Origin of the sequence: Micromonospora sp. NPDC050417 (assembly GCF_044458865.1) — a bacterium.
Classification (GTDB): Bacteria; Actinomycetota; Actinomycetes; order Mycobacteriales; family Micromonosporaceae; genus Micromonospora_G.
Window position 1 is genome coordinate 193,120 of sequence record NZ_JBITIH010000002.1, and the last position, 25,351, is coordinate 218,470.

General features: G+C 69.3%; 21 protein-coding genes. 10 read left to right on the plus strand and 11 right to left on the minus strand.

What is annotated here, in order from left to right; genetic code table 11:
- Nucleotides 1-53: 53 nt before the first annotated feature.
- Complete coding sequence (locus tag ACIBF5_RS03490) at nucleotides 54-1,556, minus strand: CCA tRNA nucleotidyltransferase (RefSeq protein WP_396807692.1); 1,503 nt, start codon at nucleotides 1,554-1,556, stop codon at nucleotides 54-56.
- Between the two features lie 153 nt (nucleotides 1,557-1,709).
- Between ACIBF5_RS03490 and murJ the strand changes: the two genes are divergently transcribed.
- The 7 genes from murJ to ACIBF5_RS03525 all read left to right on the plus strand — a co-directional run bounded on the left by murJ (nucleotide 1,710) and on the right by ACIBF5_RS03525 (nucleotide 10,163).
- Complete coding sequence (gene murJ / locus ACIBF5_RS03495; protein WP_396807694.1) at nucleotides 1,710-3,455, plus strand: murein biosynthesis integral membrane protein MurJ; 1,746 nt, start codon at nucleotides 1,710-1,712, stop codon at nucleotides 3,453-3,455.
- 370 nt (nucleotides 3,456-3,825) lie between these two features.
- Nucleotides 3,826-5,418, plus strand: a complete 1,593-nt coding sequence (locus tag ACIBF5_RS03500; RefSeq protein WP_396807696.1) for a protein kinase family protein — start codon at nucleotides 3,826-3,828, stop codon at nucleotides 5,416-5,418.
- A 49-nt stretch (nucleotides 5,419-5,467) separates the two neighbouring features.
- Complete coding sequence (gene sigM, locus ACIBF5_RS03505; RefSeq protein WP_396807698.1) at nucleotides 5,468-6,226, plus strand: RNA polymerase sigma factor SigM; 759 nt, start codon at nucleotides 5,468-5,470, stop codon at nucleotides 6,224-6,226.
- Nucleotides 6,223-7,191 (plus strand): hypothetical protein, encoded by a 969-nt coding sequence (locus tag ACIBF5_RS03510; protein WP_396807700.1) that lies wholly within the window; start codon nucleotides 6,223-6,225, stop codon nucleotides 7,189-7,191. The genes sigM and ACIBF5_RS03510 overlap by 4 nt, the downstream gene beginning before the upstream one ends.
- A gap of 182 nt (nucleotides 7,192-7,373) precedes the next feature.
- Nucleotides 7,374-8,327: a thioredoxin-disulfide reductase gene (trxB, locus tag ACIBF5_RS03515; protein ID WP_396807702.1), complete on the plus strand. Its 954-nt coding sequence runs from the start codon at nucleotides 7,374-7,376 to the stop codon at nucleotides 8,325-8,327.
- Between the two features lie 36 nt (nucleotides 8,328-8,363).
- Nucleotides 8,364-8,687, plus strand: coding sequence for a thioredoxin (trxA, locus tag ACIBF5_RS03520; RefSeq protein ID WP_121157757.1), 324 nt, complete (start codon nucleotides 8,364-8,366; stop codon nucleotides 8,685-8,687).
- A 318-nt stretch (nucleotides 8,688-9,005) separates the two neighbouring features.
- Complete coding sequence (locus ACIBF5_RS03525; RefSeq protein WP_396807703.1) at nucleotides 9,006-10,163, plus strand: N-acetylmuramoyl-L-alanine amidase; 1,158 nt, start codon at nucleotides 9,006-9,008, stop codon at nucleotides 10,161-10,163.
- A gap of 8 nt (nucleotides 10,164-10,171) precedes the next feature.
- Here the strand turns inward: ACIBF5_RS03525 and ACIBF5_RS03530 are convergent, their stop codons facing one another.
- Complete coding sequence (locus ACIBF5_RS03530) at nucleotides 10,172-10,831, minus strand: GNAT family N-acetyltransferase (protein ID WP_396807705.1); 660 nt, start codon at nucleotides 10,829-10,831, stop codon at nucleotides 10,172-10,174.
- A 273-nt stretch (nucleotides 10,832-11,104) separates the two neighbouring features.
- Between ACIBF5_RS03530 and ACIBF5_RS03535 the strand changes: the two genes are divergently transcribed.
- Together ACIBF5_RS03535 and ACIBF5_RS03540 are read left to right on the plus strand one after the other, a co-directional pair.
- Complete coding sequence (locus tag ACIBF5_RS03535; RefSeq protein WP_396807706.1) at nucleotides 11,105-12,421, plus strand: PLP-dependent aminotransferase family protein; 1,317 nt, start codon at nucleotides 11,105-11,107, stop codon at nucleotides 12,419-12,421.
- Nucleotides 12,422-12,429: 8 nt separating this feature from the next.
- A complete protein-coding gene (locus tag ACIBF5_RS03540) occupies nucleotides 12,430-13,446 on the plus strand; it encodes a D-alanine--D-alanine ligase (RefSeq protein ID WP_396807708.1) in 1,017 nt (338 codons plus the stop codon).
- 178 nt (nucleotides 13,447-13,624) lie between these two features.
- On the opposite strand, the gene ACIBF5_RS03545 is transcribed toward ACIBF5_RS03540, so the two are convergent.
- From ACIBF5_RS03545 to rpmH, 9 genes are all read right to left on the minus strand, one after another.
- Nucleotides 13,625-14,566, minus strand: coding sequence for a hypothetical protein (locus ACIBF5_RS03545; protein WP_396807710.1), 942 nt, complete (start codon nucleotides 14,564-14,566; stop codon nucleotides 13,625-13,627).
- Nucleotides 14,567-15,899: 1,333 nt separating this feature from the next.
- Entirely contained in the window at nucleotides 15,900-16,937 is a 1,038-nt protein-coding gene (locus tag ACIBF5_RS03550; RefSeq protein ID WP_396807712.1) for a ParB/RepB/Spo0J family partition protein, read from the minus strand.
- A gap of 27 nt (nucleotides 16,938-16,964) precedes the next feature.
- Nucleotides 16,965-18,356 (minus strand): ParA family protein, encoded by a 1,392-nt coding sequence (locus tag ACIBF5_RS03555; RefSeq protein ID WP_396807714.1) that lies wholly within the window; start codon nucleotides 18,354-18,356, stop codon nucleotides 16,965-16,967.
- Between the two features lie 263 nt (nucleotides 18,357-18,619).
- Entirely contained in the window at nucleotides 18,620-19,495 is an 876-nt protein-coding gene (gene rsmG / locus ACIBF5_RS03560) for a 16S rRNA (guanine(527)-N(7))-methyltransferase RsmG (RefSeq protein WP_396807716.1), read from the minus strand.
- Nucleotides 19,496-19,502: 7 nt separating this feature from the next.
- The gene (locus tag ACIBF5_RS03565; protein ID WP_396807718.1) at nucleotides 19,503-20,123 is read right to left on the minus strand and encodes a protein jag; all 621 of its coding nucleotides are present in this window, start codon (nucleotides 20,121-20,123) and stop codon (nucleotides 19,503-19,505) included.
- Between the two features lie 223 nt (nucleotides 20,124-20,346).
- Nucleotides 20,347-21,378, minus strand: coding sequence for a membrane protein insertase YidC (yidC, locus tag ACIBF5_RS03570; protein ID WP_396807720.1), 1,032 nt, complete (start codon nucleotides 21,376-21,378; stop codon nucleotides 20,347-20,349).
- Nucleotides 21,375-21,668: a membrane protein insertion efficiency factor YidD gene (gene yidD, locus ACIBF5_RS03575; protein ID WP_396807722.1), complete on the minus strand. Its 294-nt coding sequence runs from the start codon at nucleotides 21,666-21,668 to the stop codon at nucleotides 21,375-21,377. The genes yidC and yidD overlap by 4 nt, the downstream gene beginning before the upstream one ends.
- Nucleotides 21,665-22,072 (minus strand): ribonuclease P protein component, encoded by a 408-nt coding sequence (rnpA, locus tag ACIBF5_RS03580; RefSeq protein ID WP_396807724.1) that lies wholly within the window; start codon nucleotides 22,070-22,072, stop codon nucleotides 21,665-21,667. Before rnpA ends, yidD begins: the two co-directional genes overlap by 4 nt.
- A 32-nt stretch (nucleotides 22,073-22,104) precedes the next feature.
- The gene (gene rpmH, locus ACIBF5_RS03585; RefSeq protein ID WP_091249168.1) at nucleotides 22,105-22,242 is read right to left on the minus strand and encodes a 50S ribosomal protein L34; all 138 of its coding nucleotides are present in this window, start codon (nucleotides 22,240-22,242) and stop codon (nucleotides 22,105-22,107) included.
- Between the two features lie 659 nt (nucleotides 22,243-22,901).
- Here rpmH and dnaA point away from each other — a divergent pair.
- Nucleotides 22,902-24,809, plus strand: a complete 1,908-nt coding sequence (gene dnaA / locus ACIBF5_RS03590; protein WP_396807726.1) for a chromosomal replication initiator protein DnaA — start codon at nucleotides 22,902-22,904, stop codon at nucleotides 24,807-24,809.
- The last annotated feature ends 542 nt before the right edge of the window (nucleotides 24,810-25,351 follow it).

A 25,351-nucleotide genomic window follows, 5' to 3' on the forward strand; every position in this document is an offset into this window, starting at 1 on the left:
TGGGGCGGTGTCCGGACGGACGCCGCCCCTTCCGTCTCCGACCTCCGCCGGGTTCAGCCCCCGATGCCCTGCGTACGTGCCCAGCGGAGCAACTCCGCCTCGGCCTCGTCCCGGTCCATCGGGCCACGTTCCAGACGCAGCTCCTTCAGGTGCCGCCACGCCTGCCCGACCAGCGGACCCGGCGGTACGCCGAGCAATTCCATGATCGCGTTGCCGTCCAGGTCGGGCCGGACCCGGGCGAGGTCCTCCTCCTCCTGGATCCGCGCGATCCGCTCCTCCAGCGCGTCGTAGTCCGTCGCGAGCTGCCGCGCCTTGCGTCGGTTCCGGGTGGTGCAGTCGGACCGGGTCAACTTATGCAGTCGTGGCAGCAGCTCACCCGCGTCGGCGACGTAACGACGGACCGCCGAGTCGGTCCACTCGCCCCGACCGTAGCCGTAGAACCGCAGGTGCAGGCCGACCAGCGCGACCACCTGCGAGATCACGTCCTTGGGGTAACGCATCGCCTTCATCCGCTGCTTGGTCAACTTGGCCCCGACCACCTCGTGGTGGTGGAAGCTGACCCGCCCGTCGGAACCGACCGCCTTGGTCGCCGGCTTGCCGACGTCGTGCATGAGTGCGGCCATCCGCAGGATGAAGTCGCATTCCGGCCCCTCCAGCCGGACCGCGTTACTCACCACGATCAGGGTGTGCTCGTACACGTCCTTGTGCTGGGCGTGCTCGTCGATCTCCAGCTTCAGGCCGGTCAGCTCGGGCAGGAACCGTTCGGCGAGGCCGGTGTCGACCAGCAGCCGCAGCCCGGTGATCGGGTCCGCGCCGCAGAGCAGCTTGGTGAACTCGTCCCGGATCCGCTCCGCGGTGATCCGGTCGAGGTCGCCCGCCATCGCCTCCATGGCCGCGTACACCTCGGGCTGCACGGTGAAGCCCAACTGGGCGGCGAAGCGGGCCGCGCGGAGCATGCGCAACGGGTCGTCACCGAACGACTCCCGGGGCGTGCCCGGCGTACGGATCACCCGTGCGGCCAGATCGGCCAGGCCACCGTACGGGTCGGTGAAGCTGTGCCCGGGAACGCTGACGGCCATCGCGTTGATGGTGAAGTCCCGCCGCCGCAGGTCGTCGGCGAGGTTGGTGCCGTACTCCACCACCGGGTTACGGGTGATCTGGTCGTACGACTCCGCCCGGAAGGTGGTGATCTCCAGTCGCAGACCCTCGCGCTGCGCGCCGATGGTCCCGAACTCCCGCCCGGTCTCCCAGGTCGCCTCGGCCCAGCCCTTCACGATGCGCAACGTGTCGTCCGGGTGCGCGTCGGTGCAGAAGTCGAGGTCGTCGCCGAGTCGCCCGAGCAGTGCGTCCCGGACCGAACCGCCGACCAGGTGCAGCTCGAACCCGGCCCGGGCGAACCGGCGCCCCAGTTCGTCGGCGACGGGGGAGACCCGCATCAGCTCGGCGACGGCGTTGCGCTGTGCGGTGGTCAATCCGGGCGCGGCGGACCGGGCCGCGGCGCTGCCGGCGGCTGACGCGGCCGATTCGGCGGCGTTCTGAGCGGAGGATTCGGACATGGGAGCGCCAGCCTATCGGTCCGCCGGGAGCCACGCCGCAGCGGGCAGACCAGCGGGATCGGACTCGGCGCGGCGTAGGCCCGCACCGGTTGACTAAGGTCTGAGCAGTATCGGTGGGCACGCCTGCCCGCCGTACCGGTTGGGGAGGCTGACATGGGCGACGGGCTGTACCGCAGCGCGAACGCCATGCCGCAGGGGTCCGCGCCGCCGCCGGACGGCGCCACGCTGATCTCCATCGAGTCACTCGACCAGCCCATGGTCGAAACCACCGCGCCGGCGCCGGAGCCGCCGGGCGAGGGAAACGCCGCCTCGAACAGCGCGGTGATGGCGATCGGCAGCCTGGTCAGCCGGGGCACCGGCTTCCTGCGCACGGTGGCCCTCGGCGCGGCGCTCGGTACGTTCGCCGTCGGCAACGCCTACACCACCGCCCAGATCTTCCCGGGAATGGTCTACGAGTTCCTGCTCGGCGGCATCCTGACCAGCGTGCTGATCCCGGTGCTGGTACGCCGCCGCAAGGCCGACCCGGACCAGGGCCAGGCGTACGCGCAGCGCCTGCTCACCCTGGCGGTGCTGGGGCTGGCCGTGGCAGCGGTGATCGCGGTGATCGCGGCCCCGGTGCTGACGGCGCTGTACGGCAGTGAGGAGACCAGCGACGACTTCAAGCGACTGGTCACGCTCCTCTCGTACCTGATGCTGCCGATGATCTTCTTCACCGGCCTCTCCGCGCTGATCAGCGCGGTTCTCAACGTCCGGGGCCACTTCGCCGCCCCGATGTGGACGCCGATCCTGAACAACCTGGTGGTGATCGCCACCTTCGGCGTCTACATCGCGATCTTCGGCGCGAAGGTGATCCCGGCGAACGAGATGACGCCCGGCCGGATCGCACTGCTCGGCGGCGGCACCCTGCTCGGCGTGGTCATCCAGGCCGCCGGGCTGCTGCCAGCGCTACGCAAGGTCGGCTTCCGGTGGCGCTGGCGGTTCGACTTCCGCGCTCTCGGGCTACGGGAGCTGGGCCGCCTCGGCGCCTGGATGTTCTGCTACGTCGCGGTCAGCCAGATCGGCCTGGCCGTGCTCTTCAACCTGCTGAACCGGGCCGGGCACGAGGACGACGCCGGCCCGCTGATCTACAACAACGTCTTCCTCCTGGTGATGATGGCGCACGGCATCGTGGCGGTGTCGATCCTCACCGCGCTGATGCCTCGGATGAGCGCCGCCGCAGCCGAGGGCCGGTACGCCGACGTGGTGGCCGACCTGTCCCGGGGCACCCGGGTGGTCACCGCGGTACTCGCCCCGATCGCGGTCTGTTACGCCGTGCTGTCCAGTCCGATCGCGGTCACCCTGTTCCGGTACGGCGCCTTCAGCGCCGAGAGCGCGACCGCCACCTCGGTGGTGCTCCTGGTCGGGGCGTTGGCGCTGATCCCGTTCGCGGTCAGCCAGCTCTTCACCTTCGCCTTCTACGCGCTTCCGGACACCAAGACCCCGGCACTGATCAACATTCCGGTGGTGGGAATCCGGGTGGTGGTGCAGGTCGGGCTCTTCGCCGCGTTCAGCACCTCGTTCACCGCCGCTGGACTGATGCTCGGCAACGCGGTGTCGTACCTCGCCGCTGTGGTGATCACTGCCCTGCTGCTGCGTCGGCGGATCGGCCGGCTCCAGCTCGGCGAGATCATGGCGACGGTCGGCAAGGTGATCGTCGCCGCCCTCGGCTCGGCGCTCGTCGGGTGGCTCGTCCTCCAACTGCTGCCGGGTGGTTCCACCCCGAACCGGGTGGAGGCACTGATCCATCTGATCGTCGGCGGCGGCATGATCGGGCTGACCTATCTGGGCCTCGCCCTGTTGCTGCGGATTCGTGAGATCAGCGAGGTGGTCCAGTTGGTGAGACGCAAGATCGGTCGTTGATCGGGCGTACCGGCCTGGGGATGGTCTGTGGATAACCAAGGGGTGGTCGTGGATGAGCTGCCGATGGGCTGTGGACAACGGCGGGTCCTGCCAGCGGGGGAAGGTGCCGGAAGGTACAGACCTCCTGCCCCTCCTCCATCTAGTTGAAATGAACCGATAGATTATGAATTGCCGGTGCCGTCAAGGCGGATGGCGCCGGTCGTACTTGGACTGTTCGGCATACACCCGGCACCAGGTGGGGTACGCCCGCAAGATGACATGTCGGGGATGAGTCCATCCCAGGTAAGGTCGCTCTCGACAGGTGCGGAGAGCGCCTACGCTATGGGATGGCGCCCAGCGTCCGGTCCACCGGCGATAGAGCGGAAAATCAATGCCCAGCAGCACGGGTCCATCGATCGCGACAATCATCGAGGGAGGACGGGTGACCCAGGTCGGCGAAGGTCAGGAGGCGGACGAGGTCGCTCCGCCCGCGTTGGCCTTCGGTGCACCCGCCGTCGGTGAGGTCCTCGCCGAGCGGTACGAGCTGGCCGAGCACATCAACGACGACAGCGCCGGCCGACAGGTCTGGCGGGGCGTCGACGTCGTGCTCCGCCGACCCGTCGCGGTAGTGCTGCGTTACCCGGGTGGCGACTCCGCGATGGAGATGCTCCAGGCCGCGGTGACCGCGAGCCGCGTGATCCACCCCAATCTGGTCGGCGTCTACGACGCGATCGACGAAGAGGACCGGGCGTACGTCGTCCGCGAATGGGTGGACGGGCACTCCCTGCGGGAACTGGTCACCGACGGCCCACTCGAACCTGCCCGCGCCACCAGCATCGCGCACTCCGTCGCCGGCGCCATCGCCGCCGTGCACGCCACCGGCATGGTGCACGGCAACGTCCACCCGGGCACCGTGATGGTCGGTGACGACGGCCGCGTGGTGCTCGCCGACGCCCGCGCCGACGGTGCCGACACCGTCGAGACCGACGCCCGTGCGGTCGGCGGCGTGCTTTACTTCGCCCTCACCGGCGCGTGGCCACACGTCGAAGCCAACCTCTCCGGCGGCCGAGGCCGCTCCGCCCTGCCGGACGGCGTCCGGGACGCCAACGGTGCCCTCGCCGCCCCCCGCCAGGTCCGGGCCGGCGTGCCGGCCTACCTCGACGACCTGACCATGGACCTGCTCGACCCGCAGCTCGCCGTCCCCTCCGTCGACGTACTCGCCGCCGAGTTGGGCCGGCTGAACGCCGCCGCGGAGGAGCAGTACCTGGACAACAGCGGGCCACTGCGGTTCGCCAACCACGACGAGGGCGTCGGAGCACCGGCGCAGCCGGCCGGCACCCGCAAGATCGTCGCCGGGGTGGCGGCACTCCTGGTGATCGCACTGATCGGTCTCTACTTCGGCATCAACGCGCTGAACGACAAGGGCGGCACCGACACTGCCACCCTGCCCACTTCGCCCGGGGTCAGCTCCCCTGCCGGCGGCGGCGACACTCCGGCCTCCCAGCCACAGAAGATCGCGATCGACGGCAGCAGCGTCCGGATTGTCAGCACCGGGAGCGACCGGGGCGAGGAACTCGACGGCGCCGCCGCGGTGGTGGACGGCGACGAGAACAAGGGCTGGGAGTCCGACTCCTACAACGGGCCGAAGTTCGCGAACCTGAAGTCCGGCATGGGTGTCCTGATCGACCTGAAGGAACCCCGCACCGTCAAGTCCCTGACCGTCCACCTCGCCAGCGGCGGCGTCACCGCCGAACTGAAGAGCGGTGACATCAACCCGGCGTCGAGCAAGGCCGCGGACGACCAGATCGTGAGCACGTACAAGATCGTCGGCGAGCCGTACGAGCGGGCCGGGTCGAACATGACCTTCAGCGCCTTCGACGCCACCCAGAAATACCAGTACCTGCTCTTCTGGGTGACAGACATGGACAAGAACGCCAAGGGCGAGTACCGGCTCGGCATCCAGGAAATCACGGTCCAGGGATAGTGACCGGCCGGCCGTCTCGCAATACCGGTCCACGGGGCCGGGCCGAGTCATGACCGGCCTCCCGGTGTCGGACGAGGCGAGCGGCGAGCCCGTCGACAACGCACCGGACCGGCTCGCCGGGCATACCGACGCAGACCTGCTCCGGGCCCACGTCGACGGTGACCGGGACGCCTTCGCCCAGCTCTTCCACCGGCACCGGGACCGGCTCTGGGCGGTGGCGCTGCGTACGCTCGGCGACCGGGAGGACGCGGCCGACGCCCTCCAGGACGCGCTCCTCTCGGCCCATCGGGCGGCGGCCCGCTTCCGCGGAGACGCGGCGGTCACCACATGGCTGCACCGGATCGTGGTCAACGCCTGCCTGGACCGGATCCGGCGGCGACAGGCGCATCCGACCGTGCCACTGCCCGACGGCTCCCGGACCGACGAGTCCGTACGCTGGTCAGGGGCAGAGCCCGCCGCCCCGGCTCCGGACCATGACACCGCGCTCGTCGTCCAGGAGGCACTGGCCCAACTCCCGGCCGAACAGCGGGCAGCGATCATCCTGGTCGACGTGCAGGGCTATCCGGTCGCGGAGGTCGCCGTGATGCTCGGCGTGGCGGAGGGCACCGTGAAGAGCCGCTGCGCCCGGGGCCGCGCCCGGCTGGCCCTGATCCTCGGCCACCTACGACCGCGTGGTCCGGTCGTACCGGCGCCGAGCAGGTCGGGTGAGGCCGTGCCGTCGGTCACCCCGGGGAACCCCGTGCCCGGCGACAACGTCCGATCGGGGTCGGGTCAGTCCGGACGCGACGGCATCCAGGAGGAACAGTGACCGCGGGCCAGTCCAGTCGGGTCGACCTCGACCTACTGGCCGACTACCTCGGGGGGGTCCTGACGGACACCCCCGAAGAGGCTGCGGTCACCCGATTGATCAGCACCGACCCGGAGTGGGCATCGGCCCACGCGGAGCTGAGCCGGGCATTCGACTCGGTCGGGGCGAGCCTCGACGTCCTCGCCGCCGCACCCGAACCGATGCCGGCCCAGATCACCGACCGGTTGACCGCCGCGCTCGCCAACGCCGCTCCGATCGAACCGGCGACCATCCCGTCCCAGCCCACCGAGGTCACGGAACGCCGGCTCAGCCTCGTACCCGATCCGGAGGACCGGGTGCCCGGCGACCGTGACCGCCCCGTCCGGGCGAGCCGACGACGCTGGTCGCGGCTGGCCGGTCCGGTGGCGGTCGCCGCGGCGGTCGCCGCCTTCGCCGGCTTCGGACTCAGCCGGCTCGGGATGTCCGCCGAAGACGGCGGCGCCACCTCCAACACCGTCGACGCACCACCGGCCGTCAGCGAACTGCCGTTGAACGAGCTCGCACCCGAGCGGGCATTCGCCAGCGGCACGAACTACACCTCGACCGGCCTGTCGTCGACACTCGCCGCTCTCGGACGACACAGCGGTGAGGAACGCGGCGGCGCCGACACCGCCGCACCACCGAGCGGCTCACCAGGGACGATGGCGGCACCTTCTACGCAGGAGGACCGCGTCCGGATTCCCGCCGCCCTGGCCCGCCTGGGCGATCCGACCGCGCTCACCGCATGCCTGGACGCGATCGCGCTGACCCACGGCCTCGGCCCGGTCACCTTCAAACTGGTCGACTTCGCCACCTTCGAAGGAAATCCCGCCCTCGTCGTCGCGTTCACCGACCAGACCGGTGCCCGCTGGGGCTGGGTCAGCGGGGTGGCGTGCGGACAGCCCGGGTCTGGACCCGACACCCGCTACCACGCACGGGTAGGGTGAATCCACTCCTTCACCGGCCTTTGGCCGGCGGCGTGACGTGACCCACCGGACGACCGGCTGGGGAATTTCCGCTTCGTAGTATGGCGTTCTGCTCATCAGTTGCCGGTCGCGGATCATCGGCCGGCATGTCGGCCGGCATCGATACGTGTGCCGGTTGGCGACCACAGACTCGGGAGACGGCAGTGGACGAGGTCCGCAACCTCATCATCATCGGCTCAGGGCCGGCCGGCTACACGGCCGCCGTGTACGCCGCTCGTGCCAACCTGAACCCGCTGGTCATCGAAGGTGTGCAGTCGGGCGGCGCGCTGATGACCACCACCGAGATCGAAAACTTCCCCGGCTTCCCGGACGGGATCCTCGGCCCGGAGCTGATGGACTCGATGCGCAAGCAGGCCGAGCGGTTCGGCGCCGAATTCATCACCGACGACGTCAGCCGGGTCGAACTGGCCGACACCGGAGAACCGGGCTCCGACGCGGTCAGCGTCGTGTACGTCGGCGAGACCGCGTACCGGGCCAAGGCGGTCATCCTCAGCACCGGCTCCGCCTGGCGCCCGCTGGGCGTACCCGGCGAGCAGGAGTACCTCGGTCACGGGGTCTCGTCCTGTGCCACCTGTGACGGCTTCTTCTTCCGGGGCCAGGAGATCGTGGTCGTCGGTGGTGGTGACTCGGCGATGGAGGAGGCCAACTTCCTCACCAAGTTCGCCTCGAGCGTGACGATCGTGCACCGCCGGGACAGCTTCCGGGCCAGCAAGATCATGGCCGAGCGGGCCCTCGCCAACGAGAAGATCCGGGTGGAGTGGAACTCCATGGTCGAGGAGGTCCTCGGCGCGGACGGCAAGGTTTCCGGGGTACGGCTGCGTAACGTACACACCGGTGAGGCCAAGGTGCTCGACGTCGCCGGTGTCTTCGTGGCCATCGGCCACGACCCGCGCAGCGAACTCTTCCGGGGCCAGGTGGACCTGGACGACAACGGCTACGTCCGGGTCAACGCGCCGGGAACGACGACCAGTGTGCCCGGCGTCTTCGCCGCTGGCGACCTGGTCGACCACACCTACCGCCAGGCGATCACCGCCGCCGGCACCGGCTGCGCCGCAGCGCTCGACGCCGAGCGCTTCCTCGCCACGTTGGAAGTCTGAGACAACCGAGAACGTACGCCCGGAGGAGGGTCTTTCATGGGAACAACAAAGGCGGTCACGGACAAGAACTTCGTCAGTGACGTGCTCCAGTCGGAGAAGCCGGTGCTGGTCGACTTCTGGGCCGAGTGGTGCGGACCGTGCCGCAAGGTCTCTCCCCTCCTGGAGGAGATCGCCCGCGAGATGGGCGACAAGGTGGAGATCGTCAAGCTGAACATCGACGAGAACCCCGAGACCGCGATGGCGTACCGGGTGATGTCAGTACCGACCCTCACCATCTTCAAGGGCGGCCAGCCGGTCCAGTCGGTGGCCGGTGCCCGCCCCAAGAGCGACCTGGTCAAGCTGATCGAAGCGGCGCTCTAGCCCGCGCTCGGATCATTCTGTTCCGCGCCCGTCTCCGGTCTGCCGGAGGCGGGCGCGGTGCCTTTCGGCCCGGCCCCGCGCAACCGTCGCCACCCAGAGGCCGGCGAAATCGGGGGTACGGGCGGGTAGGTCTGGGTACACCGGAGCGCAACGACCGCTTCCCGTCAACCGAGGGCGGCGAAGAGCGGGCCACGATAGGCTCCGGAAGCGTCTCAACTCGCGGACGGGCGGCCTACGGAAAGGACATCGCGGGATGATCCGGCCGACCCGCCCAACCGACAGGGCCGACCGAACACCACGCGCAGAGGGAGGTCGTTTGTGCGTCCGGTCCGACGTGGTGACCGTGGTCCGGCGGTCACCGAGATCAGAGGCGTCCTCCTCGGCCTCGACCTGCTCGCCGCAGACGCGTCAGCCCCACCCGACGAGTTCGGCGCGGAGATCGAACACGCGGTCCGCGCCTTCCAGCAGAGCCGTGGACTGAGCGTTGACGGCCAGGTCGGCGCGGAGACCTGGCGGGCCCTCGACGCCGCCCGCTGGCGACTCGGCGCCCGTACCCTCTACTACGCCATCCCCGAACCGCTGACCGGCGAGGACGTACGGACACTCCAGGAACGGCTGCTGGAGATGGGGTACGACGTCGGGCGGGCGGACAGCATCTACGGGGCACAGACCGCCAGGGCGTTGGCCCAGTTCCAACGCGAGGTCGGGCTCTCCCCGGACGGCACCTGCGGACCACACACGATGCACGCGCTGCGCCGCCTCGGCCGCAAAGTGGTCGGCGGCCGACCGCAGTGGCTACGCGAGTCCGACGCGATCCGGCAGTCCGGTCCGAACCTGATGGGCAAGGTCATTGTCATCGACCCCGGGCATGGCGGAGCCGACCTCGGCGTCGTGGTTCCCGACGGAGGGTTGCGCTGGTCCGAGGCGGAACTCGCCTACGACCTCGCCAACCGGCTCCAGGGTCGCCTCGTCGCCGCTGGCATGCGGGTACACCTCACCCGGGGACCGATGCCTGCCGCACCCCTGCCCGACCTGGCCCGGGCGGAACTGGCGAACGAACTCGGCGGTGACCTGTTCATCTCACTGCACGTCGACGGCCACGTGAACCCGGAGGCGGACGGCGTGGCGACGTACCACTACGGCACCGACAACGGGGTGACCTCCACCGTCGGGGAGCGGCTCGCCGGCCTGGTCCAGCGCGAGATCGTCGCCCGAACCGGCATGCGCAACTGCCAGGTGCACGCGAAGACGTGGGAGTTGCTCCGACTCACCCGCATGCCGGCCGTACGGGTCGAGGTCGGCTACCTCACCTCGCCCACGGATCTCGCCCGGCTGGTGAATCCCGGGTTCCGCGACCACGTGGTGGAGGCGATCGTCGCCGCCGTACAACGGATGTACTTTCCGGTGGAGCAGGACGTGCCGACCGGCTCGATCGACGTCAGCGAGCTGCGCGCGGCGGTGGCCGCCGCCCGCTGAGCCGGGAGCTAGCCGGTGGTGGTCCGGGTGGCCGGACGGACGGGGCGGAGCAGGCTTTCCGGGCTCATCGAACCGAGCAGCTTCTCCAGCGCGTACTCGACGTCGGACTTCCACGAGAGCGCCGTACGCAACTCCAACCGCAGCCGCGGGTAACGCGGGTGCTGGCGTACCGTCTTGAAGCCCACGGAGAGGAAGTAGTCGGCCGGGGCGACACAGCCCCCGGCCTCGTCACCGGCCTCACCGAACTTCGCGTCGCCGAATGCCTCGATCGCCTTGATGCCGCGTTTGGTCAAATCGCGAGCGACGCCCTGGACCAGCATCCGGCCCAGCCCGCCGCCGGCGAACGCGGTCACGATGTGGGCGGTGGTCAGCAGTGCGGCGTCGGCCGACACGGGCGAGGTGGGGAAGGCCATCGAGCGCGGCACGTACGCCGGCGGGGCGTACATGGCAAAACCGGCCGGCATCCCGTCGACGTAGACGAGTTTGCCGCAGGAGCCCCATTCGAGCAGAGTCTGGGAGACCCATGCCTCCTTCTCCAGCCCCGGGTCACCGGCCGCGCAGGCCCGCTCGGCGGAAACCGGGTCAAGTTCCCAGTAGACGCACTGCCGGCACGGGCGCGGAAGATCCTCGAGCGTATCGAGGGTCAGACTGACCAGACGTCGCGACATCGCCGTATCCCCAAAAATCCGGTCGGAGGTCCAAAGACCGCGAAATATCGCCACAGCCGCGCCTTGCCCCCAACGAGCGATCGTACGCCGTAACTTCGCGCCACGGGAAGGGTCGGGCGGACCAGCGTCCGGGATGTGGACCCCGGTTCGGCTATCCGGACGTACGCGTCGACCCCGGATTACGATCGAGTTACCGGTGCTGTCTGGCTTAGGGTTGGCCGGCACCAGCAACCTGCGATCAGGGACGTCATGACCGACGCAGCGAGGAGAGCCATGACCGGCACGACGCTCGACGACTATACCGACCGCTATGCCCGTCGTGTCCGGGGCATGACCGCATCGGAGATCCGAGCTCTCTTCGCCGTGGCCAGCCGACCCGAGGTGGTCTCGCTCGCCGGTGGCGCCCCGTACATCTCCGCACTGCCACTCGACGCGGTCGGCGAGATGCTCGGCCGGCTCGCCTCCGAGCAGGGCGCCACGACCCTGCAGTACGGCATCGGCCAGGGCATGCTCGACCTGCGGGAACAGATCTGCGAGGTGATGGCGCTATCCGGCATCGACGGCAGGTGCGGCGCCTCCCCGGAAGACGTGGTGGTGACCGTCGGCGGGCAACAGGCGCTCGACCTGGTCGCCCGGCTCTTCCTCGACCCGGGCGACGTGGTGCTCGCCGAGGGCCCCACCTACGTGGGCGCGCTCGGCGTCTTCCAGACCGCCCAGGCGCAGGTCGTGCACGTACCGATGGACTCCGACGGGCTCATCCCCGAGGCGTTGGAGCTGGCCATCGCCGAGGTCGCACGCACCGGCCGACGGGCCAAGTTCCTGTACACCATCCCGACGTTCCAGAACCCCACCGGCGTGACCCTCACCGAGGAGCGGCGCGAACGGGTCCTCGACATCTGCGAACGCGCCGGTCTGCTGGTCGTCGAGGACGACCCGTACGGCCAGCTCAGCTTCGACGGTGAGGCGCCGGCACCGCTACGGGCGCGACGCCGAGACGGTGTCTTCTACCTCAGCACCTTCTCCAAGACCTTCGCACCCGGGCTCCGGGTGGGTTGGATCCTCGCCCCGCACGCGGTCCGGGACAAACTCGTGATCGCCAGCGAGGCCCAGATCCTCTGCCCGAGCGCGTTCGCCCAGTCCGCGGTGACCAGCTACCTGACCACGATGCCCTGGCGCGAACAGCTCAAGACCTACCGCGAGGTCTACCGGGAACGCCGGGACGCGATCCTGGACGCGATGGGCGACCTGATGCCATCCGGCACCACCTGGACCGAGCCCGGGGGAGGACTCTTCGTCTGGGCGTCGCTCCCGGACGGCCTCGACTCGAAGGCGATGATGCCCCGGGCGATCGCCGCGCGCGTCGCGTACGTCCCCGGCACCGGCTTCTACGCCGACGGCACCGGCACCGGTCACATGCGGCTCAACTTCTCGTTCCCACCGCCGGAGCGGATCCGCGAAGGCATTCGGCGACTTGCCAGCGTCATGGAACAGGAGATGGCGATGCGCCAGGTCTTCGGAGCGGTCGACCGGCCGGCCCACCGTCGTCGGGGACAGGCCGGCGCTGACGCCCCGGGTCCTGACTTGGCATGATTCCGGGCATGAGTACGCCCTCTGCCGCCCCCGGGTTCCCGACCGACCGACCACAGTCGCCGCGCGCGTACGTCACCGGCGAACTGCGCGTGGTGGTGCTGGCGGGCGGACTCTCGTACGAACGCGACGTCTCGCTGCGCTCCGGACGGCGGGTGCTGGACGCGCTCCGGACGATCGGGGTGGAGGTCGAGCTGCGGGACGCCGACAACGCACTGCTTCCCTCGTTGCTGGTCGACCCGCCGGACGCGGTGGTCATCGCGCTGCACGGCGCGACCGGCGAGGACGGCTCACTCCGCGGCGTACTCGACCTCTGCGACGTGCCGTACGTCGGCTGTGACGCCCGTTCCTCCCGGCTCGCCTGGGACAAGCCGTCCGCCAAGACGGTGCTGCGGGAGGCGGGTATTCCCACGCCGGACTGGGTCGCGCTGCCGCACGACCGCTTCTCCGAACTCGGCGCCGTCGCGGTGCTGGAGCGGATCGTCGAACGGCTGGGTCTGCCGCTGATGGTCAAGCCGGCGCAGGGCGGTTCCGGACTGGGCGCGGCAGTCGTGCGGGACGCGGCCGCGCTGCCAGCCGCGATGGTCGGATGCTTCGCGTACGACTCGACGGCCCTGGTCGAACGGTATGTGCCGGGCATGGACGTCGCGGTCTCCGTTGTCGACCTCGGCAACGGCCCCCAGGCACTTCCAGCGGTCGAGATCGTGCCCCGCAACGGCGTGTACGACTACGCCGCCCGCTACACCGCCGGTCTGACCACCTGGCACGCACCGGCCCGGCTCTCCCCCACGGTGGCCGCGGACGTTGCCGACACGGCGCTCGCCGCGCACAACGCGCTCGGCCTGCGTGACCTGTCCCGGGTGGACCTGATCGTCGACGCTGACGGCCGCCCGCATGTGCTCGAGGTGAACGTCTCTCCGGGAATGACCGAGACCTCACTGCTACCGCTCGCCGTACAGGCCGCCGGGCTGGACTTCGGCAAGCTCCTCGGCTCACTCGTCGCCCGCGCCGTCGGCCGCCAGAGCTAGCGGCTGTCTCCTACCGCCCTCATACGTGGTTAGAGGCGCGGTGCGGACGCGCCCCAGCGCCGGCAGACAGCCATTCCTGTCATACGGCATCCCCTGGTCGGCCCCGGCCAGGGGATCGGGAGCCGTCGGATTTTCCGATTGCCGACCCGATCCCCTCGGGGTTCGCCGGGCGGGTTAGTCAATCTGCTGTCCGATCGTCCGGTCGGACTGGTGGTTTGCGCGTGTCGTCGGGCGGCGTCCCCGTCCGCCCCACCGTTTCCTCCTGCGGCGCCGTCACGTCCTCCGCCGCCGTCACGTCCTGCGCGGTGTCGGTCACTTCGGGCGGGGCCTCGGCGTACGCCACCAGAGATTCGTCGGCTGCCGGGGCGGACTGCGCCGTCACCGACGCCGCGTTCGTGCCGTTGACCGAGGTAGCACCATCCTGCTTCCGCTCGCTCCCAGCAACATCCGCGGACGCAATATCGTCTGCGGCTCCGGCCTCTGTTGCCGGGTCGTCCAAGCCGTGGCCAGCCTCCGCCTGCTGGGTCAGACTCGAAGGTGCCTGCCACTGAATGCGTGGCGGTGCCGCCAGGGGACGGCCACCGAACTCCGCGAGCCAGGCGGCAACATGGGCAAGGTTCTCGCGCCAGGTCGACTCGGGGATCGCGGGCAGAATGGCGTCCCAGAGTGACAGGAAGGTGCCCCGCAGCTGTAGTTGGCCGTACGGCCGGGCGAGGAACCACATGTGCAGATGCGCCGAGCCGTCACCCCAGCGGTTGACGTGCACTCGGGCAACACCGTCGAGGGATCGGATAGCCCGCTCCAGACGCACGGTCATCACACCGAGCTCGGCGGCGAGCAGGTTGGGTAGGTCACCCAGGTCAAGGTGCGACCGGGACTCCAGGATGAGCACCATCGGCAGCCCGGTGGGGCGGTCCATGGCACGTACCCGCCAACGCTCACTGACCCAGATGTAGGCGTCATCCGGGGCGTTGCAGGAGAGACATTCGGCAGAGCCTTCGCCCTTGCGTGCCGGCTCGACGTCGACCGGATCGTCGAGGTGCTTCACCCGAAGGTCGCCTTCGAAGGGGAACGAGGGCCACTTGGCGAAGTCTGGAACAGAGAGAGGGGTGTGGGGCACGACGCTGACCCTAACCGAGTTACAGACGGCTGTCCCTCCCCATCTCGGGCGGCGGACACGCCTGCGATCAAGGTCGAATCTGACCCGACGATCTCCTCGGCCACACCTTCCGCACCAGCCTCACGTACGCCTGACGAACGCTCTCACTGTCGTCGGCGATCTATCCGCTGCCCGCCACCACTGCCGTCGGCGATCCGCCCGATACGCCTGCTCTGATGGCGGCAACGTCCGGCCCTGGGTATCGGAGCGCCCTGACTCCCGGTGTCACGTCAGGCCATAACGGCCCGGTTTTCGGCCCGTCATCCACAGGCGAACACCCCGTTTCACGCGCTGTTTCACGTGAAACGGGGCTGCCCTGTGGAAAAACCCTGTGGATTACGCGTCATGGTCCACCGAAGCGGTCCTGCGCCGGCACGACACCGCACCGACGGCGCACCGACAACCGCGCCCGAGTGCAGGATGGGACTCCCGAGTCCCTGCCCGGCCAACCTCGCCCGACGCCTCCTGCGGCACCCGCGCCGCGGGACAGCGGCTTGGCACAGCAGTCGCTCAGCGTGCAGTCGCCCACGTGTCCAGTCGGGGCACCCGCGCGATCCGGGCCGGCGCCCGCCTCAGTAGACGACCTCGGTTACACCTGAACGATTCGAGCGTGAAGCAAGATTCGCTGCCTGAGACGACCGCGTCCCGACGACCACGTCAGGGGTGCCCGCGTCAGGGGTGCCCGCGCCCCGTTGACCGCGCGCGCTGCGGCGACCGCGTCCGGTTGACCGTGTCCGGTTGACCGCCCACGCTACGGCGACCGCAATCCGGGTAACCGCTTCTGCGGGTCGGCGTCCGGATGGTTCGGGGAGTCACTCGCCAGAACAACTGCGGCGATCGGCGAGCGATGGGAACGACCGGGCCGGGGGCAGGTCTGCCTGCTGCCCCGAAGGGGCCGCGCCTCACGAGCGGAAGGCCCGTCCGTTCCAGTTCCCTCCCGAGCCCGGTTTCACGTGAAACCGGGCTCTTGTCACCGTGCCCCTGTGGAACCGTGCCCTCGGGACCAGGCCCTTGCGGGACCGCGCCCCTGTGGGACCAGGCTCCTGAGCGCAGCCCCTCCAAAGACACCATCGCCAGACCGGCCGCACCGAGAACGGGCCTCCCGGGGCAACGGGGAGCCGTCGCCGCACGAGTGCTCGTACGACACTCGGGCTCGCAGCGCCGGCTGCCTCGGTACCAACGGCCCGGCCCGCAAACCCGGGGACCATCGCACTATCGGCAGTGGCGGACGCCGAAACAGTGATGGCCGCGGCCCACCGGAGTGGGCAACGCGGCCATCGGCTCGGCGCTGGGGTCAGTTGGAGGCTTCCTGCTCCTCCATGCCGATGATGCCGACGATTCGCTCCAGGTCGTCGACCGAAGCGAACTCAATCGTGATCTTGCCTTTGCTCCGACCGATGTCGACCTTCACACGCGTGTCGAACCGGTCGGAGAGCCGATCCGCGAGATCGGTCAGAGCCGGGGCGTGTGGTTTGGCTCGTCGGGTCGCCGGGGTGCTCTTCGTCGTTCCCTCTTCGGAGGCGGCGAGCTTGACCAACTCCTCGGTGGTCCGGACCGACAGCCCTTCGGCCACCACCCGGAGGGCCAGTTCGGCCTGCGCGTCCGGGTCGTCCAGCCCGAGCAGGGCGCGGGCATGACCGGCGGAGAGCACACCCGCCGCGATTCGCCGCTGCACCTGGGCCGGCAGGTTCAACAGCCGGATGGTGTTGGAGATCTGCGGCCGGCTTCGGCCGATCCGGCGAGCCAACTCCTCGTGGGTGGCACCGAACTCCTCCAGCAACTGCTGGTATGCGGCGGCCTCTTCCAGAGGGTTCAGGTTCGCCCGGTGGATGTTCTCCAACAGTGCGTCCCGCAGCATGGCGTCGTCCCGGGTGTCCCGGATGATCGCCGGAATGGCCTCCCGGCCGACCGCCTGGGCCGCACGCCACCGGCGCTCACCCATGACGAGTTCGTACTGCTCGTCATCGAGCCGTCGTACGACGATGGGCTGGAGGAAGCCGACTTCCTGAATGGAGGTCTTGAGCTCCTCCAGCGCCTCCTCGTCGAAGACCTGCCGGGGCTGCTTCGGGTTGGGCACGATCGACCCGACCGGAATCTCCGCGAAGTGGGCTCCGGGCACCGGGGCCAGTTCGGGGCCCGGTTCGTCCACCGGTTCTGGCGCGTACGGCTCAGGCTCGACCGGGAGAGGCTCACCATTGACGGGGAGCGAGTGGGCGACCTCGATCCGGTCTGGGACGTCCTCGGCCGTCGCCACTCCGGAAGCCGCCATGGGGGCCGTGGGGATCAACGCCCCCAGGCCTCGGCCAAGCCCGCCCCGCGGACGGTTCTTCATCCCACGCCTCCCACCGAATCAACCGACCTATGCATTCCGGGCGACGGGGTCCTTGACCCCACGTTCCGCGATTTCCTGGGCCGCCTCGAAGTAGCTCGTCGCGCCCCGCGAACCGGGATCGTAAGTCATCACCGACTGACCGTAACTCGGAGCCTCGGAAACCCGTACGTTGCGAGGGATGACCGCCTGGAGCACCTTGTCCCCGAAGTGGTTCCGAACATCCTGCTCCACGGCGTCCGCGAGTCGGGTGCGCCGGTCGTACATCGTGAGCAGGATGGTCGAGACATCAAGGGTGGGGTTCAGGTGCTGCTTGACCAGGTTGATGTTGTTGATCAGTTGGTTGAGCCCCTCCAGCGCGTAGTACTCGCACTGAATCGGGATCAGCACCTCCTGGGCCGCCACCAGCGCGTTGACCGTCAGCAGACCGAGTGAGGGCGGGCAGTCGATGAAGACGTAGTCGAACTGGCCGGGGTAGGCGGCGATGGCACGCCCCAGTCGTGACTCTCGGGCCACGACCGAGACCAGCTCGATCTCGGCGCCGGCGAGGTCGATGGTTGCCGGAACGCACCAGAGGTTGGGGATACCCTCGACCGCCTGGGCCACCTCTGCGAGAGGCACGTTCTCGATCAAGCAGTCGTAGACGTCAGGGACACCGGCATGATGCGGGACGTTCAACCCGGTCGAGGCGTTTCCCTGTGGGTCGAGGTCGACCACCAGGACGCGGTTGCCGTGCAGCGCGAGCGCGACCGCCAGGTTGACCGTGGTCGTGGTCTTACCCACGCCGCCCTTCTGGTTCGCGACACACATGACCCTCGTCCGGCTGGGGCGAGGCATGTTCACCTCGCCGCTCGGGTTCAGGATCTGCACGGCGCGCATTGCCTCCATAGCCAACGGGGGATCATCCTCTTCCCGAGACGTGGTTTCACGTGAAACGTACGCGTCCCCGCTCGGATCCTCATGGAAGGGCCCAGCGGTGGACGAGGGCGTGTCTGCCGGAGCGACCTCCGGGAGACCCGCTTGCTCGGCCGGGGTCCCGGTGGCTGATGATGCGACCGGGCCGATCACGTTCGTCGACTGGTACACCGGGGCGGCCGGCACCGGAGCGGGCTGTGCGGGTACGGCGGATGCCTGCCGTGGCGGATCGGGCCGCTCGGCGCTCGGTTGCTCCGTCCGCTGGATCGCGGGCGTCTGGCCCGATGGTTCGTGTCCCGCCGGTCGGCTCATCGGTTCGACCTGCCGTCGCGGTAGGCCGTACTCCTCGCCTGGAACCGTGCTCGGGGCGTCCGGATGCGGGGAGCGACTCCGGCTCCCTGCCGACCAACCCTCGTATTCGGTTTCACGTGAAACATCGGTGCCATCCGAGCGATAGCTCCGGGGGTCGGTTATCCCTTGGTCGTCATACCTACCGTTGTCATGCACCGTGTCATCCCTGCCAGCTTCGGACGGGTCGGCACCGCCAGCGCCCACATCTGCGCGCTTCCGGGTTGTAGCCTACGGCCCGGCACGAACCGGCAGTGGCCCACAGGGCCGGCCGGCCGCCGCCCGCTCCAGACTATCGACGCGCGGCCAGCCTACGGCTGATGGGCCAACGAGGCCATGGCTCCCGGCAAGGTCAACCGGGGTGGCCAACAAATACGCCTTGCCGAACGAGGTGCGGGCGCGCGTGCCGGGACAGTCCGACATCATCGGCGTTGCGTACGTCCACCACCACGACGGTCGGAATCCGAGCGCGCAGCCACCCGACGCGAAGTCCGAGCCGCTCGCGAACCGGACCCTCCGAGCGCGCGTTCGCGCACGATCTCCACCACCGTCGTAGCCGGCTCGACCAGACCCACACCACACTGCCTGACCACCGGCGACCCACCTCCGAGCCGAGCAACCGCCTGCCCGTACTCCGCGACCTCGTCGGCTGCGGAGGCACCCTTCATCGCGAGCAGTCGTCCTCCGACCGCCACGAGCGGCAGGCACCAGCCAGCAAGCCGGTCGAGTGGCGCCACTGCCCGAGCGGTGACGATCTCCGCCGGCAGCATCTCGCCATCGGGTCCACCGGAGGCGAACTCCTCCGCCCGGCCCCGAAGCACGGTCACCGACTCATCCAGGCCGAGGGCGGCGACCGTCTCGGTCAGGAATGCGGTCCGTCGAGCCAGCGGCTCGACGAGCACGACCGACAGGTCCGGCCTGGCGATGGCGAGCACGATGCCGGGCAGGCCGGCGCCCGACCCGACGTCCACCACCGAGCAGCCGGCGGGAATCAGTTCAGCCAGAGCCGCACAGTTGAGCATATGCCGGTCCCAGATCCGAGGCGCCTCGCGAGGTCCGATCAGCCCCCGGAGCACCCCGTCGGTGGCAAGCAGTTCGGCGTACTCGGTCGCGAGGTCGAGCCGGTCGCCGAAGAGCGTGCGCGCCGCTTCGGTGAGCTCTACCGGGAGCGGCACGGCGGCGAGGTCCTCCTGACCCGGACGGCGGTCCGAGTCGTACGGCGCGGAGAAAGGGGACGGCCCGGGCGGTGTGACACCACCCGGGCCGGCGGCGGCGTGAGCCGCAGGGTCATACGTCATCGCTCGGTCAGCCGACCGGGCGGACGATGATGCGACGGTTCGGCTCGACGCCCTCCGACTCGCTCTCGACGCCGCTGAGAGCGTTGACCACGTCGTGCACGCACTTGCGCTCGAAGGCGGACATCGGTTCGAGCCGTACGGGCTCGCCGTGCTCCTTGACCTTCTCCACCGCGTTCTTCGCGACTGCGGCAAGTTCCTTGCGCCGGTTGGCCCGGTAGCCGCCGACGTCGAGCAGCAGCCGGCTCGGCGTGCCGGTCTGACGGAAGACGGCGAGTCGGGTCAGCTCCTGGAGCGCTTCGAGCGTCGCACCTCGCTGGCCGACCAGCGGCTGCAGCCGACCGCCGACCACCTCGACCATCGGGCGACCGGCCGACACCAGCTCGTCGATGTCACCGTCGTAGTCGAGGATGTCCAGCAGTCCTTCGACATAGTCCGCGGCGATCTCGCTCTGCCGGAACAGGTCGGCGTCAGTGGCGCCGGTCGCGGGCTTGGCGCTCCCCGACTGCGCCTCGACCGCGTCGTCGGCGTCGTCATCGACATCGTCGGAATCGAGTTGCGTGTCGACCGCGATCGGATCGGTCTCCTCAGCGAGAGTCTGCTCGGCGCGCGGAATGCTGGTGTCGGTCACGGTCTCATCTCCGTACTCGCTCGGCCGGACCTGTTCGGTCCGCTGGTTCCCGGGCCCGGCGGGAGGTCGCCGAGTGCCACGGGCACGTCTTCTCGGGCAGTCTCGCCCGCAACCGCGGCGGTGCGCGGCGGAATCCGGATCCGGCGCCGGGCGCGCTGGCGGCTGCCTGGACTCCGGATTCCTACGGGCTGCCGACGGTTGGTCCCGCCGGCAGCCCGGTAGCTCAACCCTGACGCTTGTTGGCCGGACGGCCCTTCTTCGGATTCACCGGCTTGGCACCCGGCTTGGGCGCGAGGGCCTTGGTGTCGATCGCGGGCTTCGCTGCCGGCTCGGCGCCGTTGGCCTTGGTACGACCGAACAGTCCGCCCGGCTTCGCTGCCGGCGCGGTCGCCTTGCCGCCGGTGGTCGGCCGACTGCCGGTCCCGATACGGGCGGAGCCCGGCAGGCCGGTCAGGTTGGTGGTGGGCGGCGGCGGGTACTTCCGCAGCACCCACTGCTGCTGGCCGAGGGTGAAGAGGTTGTTGGTGACCCAGTAGATGATCACGCCGATCGGGAAGATCGAGCCGGAGATGAGCAGCGAGGCCGGGATGCCGTAGAGCATCAGCCGCTGGATCATCCGCTGCTGCGGGTCCTGCGCCCAGCCGGTCTTGAGGATCATCTGACGGCTGGTCAGGTACGTGGTCGCCATCATGATGAGGACCAGGACACCCGCGATGATCTTCACCGTGGTCGGGTTGGCACCCAGCTCGCTCAGTTGCGCTGCGCTCGATCCGAACCGGCCCGAGATCGGGGCGGTGAAGAGCTTGGCGTTGGACGCGCTGGTGAACTGGTCCAGGGTCCAGCCGTAGATCGTGGGCTGGGGGTTGTCCGGGCTGAGCCGACGGAGTACGTGGAAGAGTCCGAGGAAGACCGGGATCTGCAGGAACATCGGAAGGCAACCCATCAGCGGGTTGGCCTTCTCCTTCCGGTACAGCTCCATGGTTTCCTTCTGGAGCGTCTCCCGGTCACCCTTGTGCTTCTCCTGCAACGCCTTGATCTGAGGCGCGAGAGCTTGCATGGCCCGCTGCGACTTGATCTGCTTGACGAAGACTGGGAAGAGGATCACCCGGACGGTGATCACCAGGAAAACGATCGAGAGGATCCAGGCCCAGTTCGTACCGAGGGCAGCTGTCGCCGGCACCCCGATCGCGTCCCACGCGGAGTGCCAGATCAGCAGGATCCACGAGATCGCCCAGTAGATCCAGTCGAGACTCAATTCGGGGCTCCAGTCACATCGGCATGTCGGCGGCCGCCCGGCTCCGGCACCGGGTCATATCCACCAGGGTGGAAAGGGTGGCAGCGCGACAGCCGCCAGACCGCGAGACCGGTTCCCCGGAGGGCACCGTGCCGCGTCACCGCCTCAAGGGCGTATGCGCTGCACGACGGGTAGAACCGACAGCGGGCCGGCAGCGCCGGGCTTATCCAACGACGGTACGCGACGATGGCTCCTGCCAGCACGCGGGCACCGAGTGTGGCGGGCCGGGACCGCCCCGTGACCTTGATCATCCCGACCGCCGGGCGGGGCGACGGGGACGACGCGCCGCGATGATCGCCGCGTCCAGGTCAGCGGCGAGTCGCTCGTACGGTTGGTCCGCTGCGGCGGGCAACGCTCGTACGACGAGGGTTGCCCCGGCTGGCAGGTCGGCCAACCGTTCTCGGACGAGGTGCCGCAGCCGGCGCCGCACGGTGTTCCGGACCACAGCCGGGCCGACCGCCTTGGAAACGACAAAACCGGCGCGGGCCGGCACGGAGACTGGCTCCGCGCCGACCGGACGCGCCGGTTCTGGCGTTGCTGATTCGGGTGGCAGGTCCAGGTGCACGACAACGGCACCCCGGCCGGCACGACGTCCGGCGCGGACCGCCACGGCGAACTCGCCGCTACGCCGCAGTCGCTGCGCGGCCGCCAGCACGACGTCTACATCCCGGACCGGCCCGTCGGCTATCAGGCCGACAGACGGTCACGGCCCTTGGCGCGTCGGGTCGAAAGGATGGCGCGGCCGGCGCGGGTACGCATGCGCAGCCGGAAGCCGTGGGTCTTCGCGCGCCGGCGGTTGTTCGGCTGGTAGGTGCGCTTGCTCACGTCAGGCTCTCCGTCTTCGTACGAGCCCCGGTCGGTCGACTACGGGGTCGGGTGGTGGACCGCCATCGGCCGCCAGACGGGTGGCCTATGGTCGTTGCTGCCCCGTGGTGCACGGACCGGCGTGGCGCGGGCTAGCGACCGCGGACAGCAAGCACCCATCACCCTAGCAGAGGGCGAGAGAGCAGCCATTAGAGCCTACGCAGGGCCGCAATGACCGTCAAACATCACGCGCGGCGCCCCGAGGAATCGGGCAGCAGGGGACGTCGATGCTCGAAGGGGTAGTTTTCGCCGATCTCCGGAGGGCCCGCACCGGTTCGACGGTTGAAGCGTTGTGGAGAACGCTGTTAGCGTGCCCGTTTGCCGGTCAGCGTCAGGGGGCTGAGTTGTCGCTGCTGGGCAAAACTGGACAAGCTGGTCGATCGTTCGACAGATGAACCCGCGTCAACACTGATTCGGCCGGGGGCAGGTCGGGCAGGGGTCCGGCGGGGAGCCACAATCAGTCGATACACAGGTTGTGGATAACTTGTGGACGACGGTTCTATCAGCCGCCGAGGCATGCCAGGTCGTGCCTGTTCGGAAGCGGTGGCAGGCCCGGAACGGTCGACTGGCAAAGCAGCAGCGGCGGCCGGGAACGCAGAGGCGATGGGGGTGGCGCGACGGTGGCCGACACGATCGACCTTGCCGCGGTGTGGATGGCCGCGACCGACGATCTCGCCGACGAGATCATTTCAGCACAGCAGCGTGCCTACCTCCGCCTGACCCGCCTGCGCGCCATCGTCGAGGACACCGCACTGCTCTCGGTGCCGGACGCCTTCACCCGTGACGTGATCGAGTCCCGCCTCCGCCCGGCCATCACCGACGCCCTCTCCCGTCATCTCGGTCGGGCCATCCAGGTAGCGGTGACGGTCCGGCCGCCCGAGGACAGCCAGGGGCGCCCCACCGGCACCCTCTACGGCAGTTCCCCCAATCCCGGTGGTCCGGGTGGTTACGGGCCCGGCCCGGCACAGGGCGGCTACGCGCCCCCTCCGACACCGGGCGGTTACCCGCCGGGGGCGACGCCGGAGGGACCACGCGACAGTGGCCCACCGCCGGACCACAGTGAGCGCGTACCGACCGGGTCCGCCCAGTTCCCCGCCGCGCCGGTCGACCCGGCCCGGATGGGCCTGATCCCGAACAGCCGTGACGGCGGCCAGGACACCCTCTTCGGCGCGGGTTACCCGGAGCAGCCGTACGCCGACCAGACCTATCCGGACGCGACCTACGTCGACCCCGGACGGCCACCAGCGCCACAACAGGAGCGGCGCAACCTGGACGACCGTGGCACCGACCGGCTGGGCGGCAGTCCGCTGGGTCTGGACCCCCGGCAGCTTGAGCAGCGCTACCGCAACGACGTCGGCGGCGACATCGGTCCGCGGGGACTGCCGCGCGACAACGGGACGGACAGCGGTCCGGGCCGGGGCAGCGCCCCGATCGACCACCGCCCCGGGGGCCGGGACGACCGCCGGCTCGGCGGCGGGATGGAGAGCGCGAACAGCGGCGGGAACCGGCTCAACCCGAAGTACATGTTCGAGACCTTCGTCATCGGCTCGTCGAACCGGTTCGCGCACGCGGCCTCGGTGGCGGTCGCCGAGTCGCCGGCCAAGGCGTACAACCCGCTCTTCATCTACGGCAGCTCGGGACTGGGCAAGACCCACCTGTTACACGCGATCGGGCACTACGCGACCACGCTGGGCAACGCCCGCTCGGTGCGGTACGTCTCCACCGAAGAGTTCACCAACGACTTCATCAACTCCCTGCGCGACGACAAGACAAGTGCGTTCCAGCGTCGCTACCGCGATGTCGACATCCTGCTGATCGACGACATCCAGTTCCTGGAGAACCGCGAGCGGACCCAGGAGGAGTTCTTCCACACCTTCAACACCCTGCACAACGCGAACAAGCAGATCGTGATCAGCTCCGACCGCTCGCCCCGGGACCTCGCCACGCTGGAGGACCGGATGCGGACCCGGTTCGAGTGGGGGCTGCTCGCCGACATCCAGCCGCCGGACCTGGAGACACGGATCGCGATCCTGCAGAAGAAGGCCGCCCAGGAGCGGATGTACGCCCCGCCGGACGTACTGGAGTTCATCGCGTCGCGGGTCTCCAACTCGATCCGGGAACTGGAGGGCGCCCTGATCCGGGTGACCGCCTTCGCCAGCCTGACCCGGGCGACGGTCGAGCTGTCGTTGGCCGAGGAGGTCCTGCGGGACTTCATTCCGGACGGCTCGGGCCCCGAGATCAACGCCGACCAGATCATGGTCTCCACCGCCGACTACTTCGGCGTCAGCCTGGAGGACCTGCGGGGGCAGTCCCGGTCCCGGGTGCTGGTGAACGCCCGTCAGGTCGCGATGTACCTCTGCCGCGAGTTGACCGAGCTGTCGCTGCCCCGGATCGGCCAGGCTTTCGGTGGGCGGGACCACACCACGGTCATGCACGCCGACCGCAAGATCCGCCAGCAGATGGCCGAACGGCGGTCGCTCTACAACCAGATCGCCGAGCTGACCAACCGGATCAAGCAGAACACCTGATCCGTCGAGGGCCCGATCGTCGGCCCATGGCGTTCCACTCGTACGGCAATCTGCTCGGGTACGGCGCCGACGCGCGCCGTACCCGAGTTTTTTGTGCCGGCCTCCGGGTCGAGCCCGCCGCCGACCCACCTGCCGGCGCCCCGATCCCCACAGGTTGTCCACACCTTGTTATCCACCGACGGTGGACAACCCGTAGTGGCAACCCTCCCCACGGTCCACAACCTGTGGACAACTTCTGGGGAAACCGCTGTGGACAGACACGCTCCGTAGTCGAGTTATCCACGGGTGACGTCCTGCTGTGGATCGCCTGTTGAAGGTTCTGGGGACGGTGATGATCGATACGGAATCGGTTGTCCCCACCCCTGGGGAGAAACCCGGTGGAGAACCGGTGGACAACCGGTGGATAACCGTGGACGCCTGTGAGCCGACGACCGGCTGTGGATCTGGGGCCGGGTTTTACCCCAGGGTTTCCACAGCGAACCCACCGGTGGATAATGCTCTGGCCTGCCCAAACGCTGCCCATCCACAGTTTGCACAACACC